The organism is Gordonia sp. GN26 (assembly GCF_054823965.1).
In genome coordinates, this window is sequence record NZ_JSYC01000161.1 from 1,650 (window position 1) to 6,926 (window position 5,277).

General features: G+C 67.7%; 4 protein-coding genes. 3 read left to right on the forward strand and 1 reads right to left on the reverse strand.

The window, feature by feature from the left end; translation table 11 throughout:
* Positions 1-1,664, forward strand: a 1,664-nt coding sequence (locus OK17_RS21600; RefSeq protein WP_461418708.1) for an HNH endonuclease signature motif containing protein, incomplete at its 5' end; no start/stop codon positions are given.
* A 101-nt stretch (positions 1,665-1,765) separates the two neighbouring features.
* On the opposite strand, the gene OK17_RS21605 is transcribed toward OK17_RS21600, so the two are convergent.
* A complete protein-coding gene (locus tag OK17_RS21605; protein ID WP_204717834.1) occupies positions 1,766-2,701 on the reverse strand; it encodes an AraC family transcriptional regulator in 936 nt (311 codons plus the stop codon).
* A 248-nt stretch (positions 2,702-2,949) separates the two neighbouring features.
* Here OK17_RS21605 and OK17_RS21610 point away from each other — a divergent pair, with 248 nt between their 5' ends.
* Together OK17_RS21610 and OK17_RS21615 are read left to right on the forward strand one after the other, a co-directional pair.
* The gene (locus OK17_RS21610; protein WP_232718509.1) at positions 2,950-4,161 is read left to right on the forward strand and encodes a cytochrome P450; all 1,212 of its coding nucleotides are present in this window, start codon (positions 2,950-2,952) and stop codon (positions 4,159-4,161) included.
* A gap of 2 nt (positions 4,162-4,163) precedes the next feature.
* Positions 4,164-5,186 (forward strand): 2Fe-2S iron-sulfur cluster-binding protein, encoded by a 1,023-nt coding sequence (locus tag OK17_RS21615; protein WP_232718507.1) that lies wholly within the window; start codon positions 4,164-4,166, stop codon positions 5,184-5,186.
* Positions 5,187-5,277 lie beyond the last annotated feature (91 nt).

A 5,277-nucleotide genomic window follows, 5' to 3' on the forward strand; every position in this document is an offset into this window, starting at 1 on the left:
GCGGGGATCTCCCCGACGCGGGCTTCGACGTGTTCAAACCCCTGGACGGACTCTCGGCCGAAGCTCTGGTCAGCACGGCTGCGTACTCAGCGTCGATGAACGCCGCCAACACCTGCCGCACGCTGATCGCCGCCAGCCTGCTGCACGAACAGCGCGAAGAAGAATACCTACTGCGCCGCAGTGAGATCCACTCCGGACAAGCACGATCCGTCGACGACCTCCTCGACAAGACAGCCCAGGTGGTTGCCGGTACGGACCCGTATGAACAGTTCGGGCCCAACGGGTTCGAACAAGCCACCGCCGAACTCGGTGCCGCGCTGACCATCACCGCTGCGGAAGCCCGCGGCCTCATCCGCACCGGGGACGCCATGCGGTACCGGCTTCCGCTGACCGGCACCACCCTGGCATGCGGACGGATCGATCTGCGCCGGTTCATGATCGCACTCAATCGCACCGACTTCGTCGACGACGCCACCATGCCCATGGTGGACGCCGCGTTGGCCGAGGCAATCCTGGCGCGCGACCCCATGTCCACCACCCGGTTCACCGCACTGGTCGACCAGATCGTGCACAGGCAGGCACCGGAAGCGGTCAAGCGCCGCAACGACCAGGCCACCCGGGACCGCGGAGTCAACATCCGACCCGACCGCCACCAGCCCGGCCAGTCGCGCATCACCGGACACTTCCCCCACACCGATGCCGCCGCCCTCAACGCCCAGCTGACCGCCATGGCCACCGGCGTGCACACCGGCGACCCGCGCACCATGCCCCAGCGCCGTGCCGACGCCCTACTCGCCCTCGCCCACGGCAAGCAAACCCTGGACTGCCAGTGCCCCGACTGTGCACCCCCGCCGGCCGAGCAGAACCTCGACACCCCCGAACCCGCCGACGCGGCAACACCCGAACCCCAGCCCACCCCCGTTGCTGTACCGGGCGTAACCGACACCACCGCAACCGAACCCGACGACAACGCGCCGGTCCCGGAGCCGACCGGCGACTGCACATGCACCTGCACCAGTTGCCGCGCACCCCGACCGACCTATCACATCGTGGGCAACCTGACGACGCTGGTCGGGCTCGACAACGATCCCGGCATGCTCGACGGCCACGGGCTGATCGACGCCCACACCATGCGCCGACTCTTCGCCGACGCGGTCCACACCTTCATCCCCACCGGGGCGCGCACAGACCCGGCAGACGCCGACGCCCGGGCCGCGGCAGCCGCCAGCACCTACGTGCCGAGCAAGAAACTGCAAGCTCTCGTGCGGGCCGGCGAGCTGTGCTGCACCTTCCCCGGCTGCAACCAACCGGTGTGGACCGTCGACCTCGACCACACCCACCCATACGACCACCGCCACCCCGACCGCGGCGGAAAGACCCTCCAACACAACCTCAAACCGTTGTGCCGGTTCCACCACCGCATCAAAACCTTCGGCAGGTGGCGCGACTCCCAGGACGAGTACCTCGCCGTGTGGTTCGAAGCCCCCACCGGCCACACCTACCTGGGCAACCCGTACACCGGGCGAGACCTGTTCGCGTCGCTGAAGACCCAGCCACCCGATCATCCGGCGCGGCAACGACTCACCGACGAGCGCGCACACCGCACCGACACCCATCGTCGGCAACAAGCCGAATGGGACACCAACAACCCACCACCGTTCTGACACAGAACAAGTGAGTGGGCGGTTGACGGCCGGATTCGCGACGCCGACGGGGCTATTGCCTCCGCGGGAACGTGATTCTCGATGGGAGGCGCAACCCCCCACTACCGCCGATGCTCCGAGGGAGCGATCCCGTACCTCTTCCGGTAGGCGGCCGCGAACCGGCTCGGACTGGAAAAGCCCCATCGGGCAGCGACTTCGGCGACGGTTCCGGTGTCATCCGGGGAGAGCAGGTCGGCGCGCGCCCGACTCAGACGGATGTCGCGCAGCACCTGGGTGGGCGTGGCACCGACATGCTCGGCGAAGCCCTCCTGCAGTCTCCGGAGACTCGACCCACCGATCTCGGCCATGTCGGCCAGACGCCAGTCGCGAGCAGGATCGTCGTGCAGGGCATCGAGCACCCGCTTCACCATGCGCGGCCGCAGGCCTGTCCCAGCCTCTTCGGGCGAGACTGCGAGGATGAAGGCACTGCTGACCGCGCTCGCCAATTGCGGTCCGACGAGCGGATTGGCGAGTAGGTCGGCCGGCTCCCGCAGTTGCGCCGAGAGCGCACGGACGAGCGCGAACCACGACTGTTCGTCGGGCCCGGTGAGGTCGAGCTGGTGTGGGAGCAGCAGTTGCGACCTCAGCGGAGCCGCGCGGACGCGATCGGCCTCACGTTCGAGATACTCCGCGTCGAACTTCACCCCGACGACCTGGCAGTCGGCGGACCATCGGGTGATGAGCGACGGCCGGTCGGCGGTGAACACCGTGGCCTGACCGGCCTCCGACGTCGTGCGAACCGACCCAGCACGAGACTCGAGGACACCGCTGACGGGGATGTTGATCTCGTAGGCGTCGGGATAGTCGCAGGCTATGGAGACATCGGTCCCCCAGTTCAGCCGGCCGATGGTGACCGGCCCGAGGTCGACGGTCTGCAGGTTGAGTTCGAGTTGGTCGGGCGACGACAGCGCAGTCAGCTCATGCGGGAAGTACACCTGTTCGACGGCCCGGTGTGCCGCCTCCCAATCGCTGATCTTGGTGGTGCGCTGCGTCGACATGTCCTCTCGACCTCCAATCCCGCTCGAGCGCCGATCCCGCCGCACCCCCGGTGCGGCACCTGTGATTCAACCCTGTGCAGCAACCCACTCGCCAGGGGCCATGGAGACGTGCATCACAGCCGTCGCGCAATCGGTATCGATCCCGCGCATCGCGTATCGCCCCGGGGTCGATCCGTCCCTAACGTCTGCTCTCGCAACTCCCCGGCGACAGCTCGCCGATCAACCATCAACCGAGGTGAGGACGACCGATGACCAGCACCATCTCCTGGATCGACGACATCACGATGACCGAGCTCGAGCGCAATCCGTACCCGGTCTACGAGCGGTTGCGCGCAGAGGCTCCGCTGGCGTACGTGCCGGTGCTCGGCTCCTACGTCGCCACCACGGCCGAGATCTGCCGCGCCATCGCGACCAGCCCCGACTTCGAAGCCGTCATCACCAAGGCCGGCGGACGCACCTTCGGTCACCCCGCCGTGATCGGTGTCAACGGGCCGGTTCACGACGACCTCCGGTCGATGGTCGATCCCGCCCTGCAGCCACAGGAGGTCGACCGCTGGATCGACGATCTGGTCCGCCCGATCGCGCGCCGCTACCTGAGCGAATTCGAGGACACCGGGCGGGCCGAACTCATCGCCCGGTACTGCGAGCCGGTCAGCGTCCGCGCTCTCGGCGACCTTCTCGGCCTCCAGTCGGTCAGCTCGGACAAGTTGCGCGAGTGGTTCCACAAGCTGTCGGTCTCGTTCACCAACGCGGGCGTCGACGAGAACGGCGAGTTCACCAACCCCGAGGGCTTCGTCGAGGCCGACGCCGCCAAGGAGGAGATCCGCTCCATCGTCGACCCCCTGATCGACAACTGGATCGTCAATCCCGACGACAGCGCCATCTCCCACTGGCTGCACGACGGTATGCCCGAGGGGCAGACCCGCGACCGCGAGTACATCTACCCGACCCTCTACGTCTATCTCCTCGGCGCGATGCAGGAGCCCGGGCACGCGATGGGCTCGACGCTCGTCGGACTGTTCACGCGACCGGACCAGCTCGAGCAGGTCATCGACGAGCCCGCCCTGATCCCCCGCGCAATCTCGGAGGGCATGCGGTGGACCTCGCCGATCTGGTCGGCGACCGCCCGCATCGCCACGAAGGACGTGCAGGTGGCCGGCGTCGAACTCCCCGAGGGCTCGGTGGTCCTGATGTCCTACGGCTCTGCCAACCACGATCACTCCGTGTACGACGCGCCGTCGGAGTTCGACCTCACCCGACCCCCGCTGCCGCACCTGGCATTCGGCGCCGGCAACCACGCGTGTGCCGGTATCTACTTCGCCAACCAGGTCTGCCGCATCGGGCTCGAGGAACTACTCGAGGCAATCCCGAACCTCGAGCGCGACACCGGCTCCGACGTCGAGTTCTGGGGTTGGGGCTTCCGCGGCCCGACCTCGCTGCACACCACTTGGGAGGTGTGACCATGACGAGTGCGGAGCAGTTCACGATCAGCACCGGAAAGTCCTCGGTGTCGTGCGGACCTGATCAGAAGATGCTCGACGCGTTCCTGCGCAACGGAGTGTGGGTCCCGAACTCGTGCAACCAGGGAACGTGCGGCACCTGCAAGGTCCGCGTCGTACGCGGAAGCGTCGACCATCCGCCGGCCCCGGATTCGGTGCTCTCGGTTGCCGAGCAGGAACAGGGTTTCGTGTTGTCCTGCCAGACCACACCCGCCTCCGACGTGGACATCGAACCGCCCGCCGAGGACCCCGGCTCACCGCGCCACGTGCTTCGCGACATCGCCGGAACCGTTGGATCCGTGACGGAGATCGCCGCCGACACCGTGTCCGTGACGGTCCTCCTCGACCAGCCGCTGGAGTTCACGGCCGGCCAGTACGTCGAGCTGACGGTGCCGGAAACCACTGAGACACGGCCGTATTCGATGGCGAATCCGCCGAGCGAGCCCGACAAGCTCGAGTTCCACATCCGGCGGCAACCCGGCGGATTGGCGACTGAAGGATGGATCTTCCAGACCCTGGATGTCGGCGATCCCGTCACGATGTCCGGACCGTGGGGAGACTTCTGCTACGAACCGGACGAGTCCGAGGGCCTGGTCCTGCTCGCCGGTGGAACGGGCCTGGCCCCGCTGAAGGCGGTCGCCCGCGCGGCTCTCGAAGCCGACCCCGCCCGCGAAATCCACGTCTACCACGGGGTCCGTACCCGGGCCGAGCTCTACGACGTGGACTTCTGGGAGGGACTCGCGGCCACCCACCACGGGGTCCGGTACATCCCTTGCCTCAGTCGCGAACAATGGTCCGGGCGAACCGGTTACGTCGGTGACGCGATGATGGAGGACATTCCGTCGTGCCGCAACCACGCTGCCTACCTCTGCGGGCCGCCGGCGATGGTCGAGGCGGGGGTCAAGGCCCTCAAACGCCGCCGTATGTCGCCGCGTCGGATCAGGCGGGAGAAGTACACCCCCGCAGCCGGTCTCGTCCCGGCGTGAGCCGGCACGCTGCCCTTCCCGCGGGACCGCTTCCCTCCCGCGGTGTCCGTTTCCTTCCCGCTCGCCAGATCTGCCGAGCGGGAAGGAAACG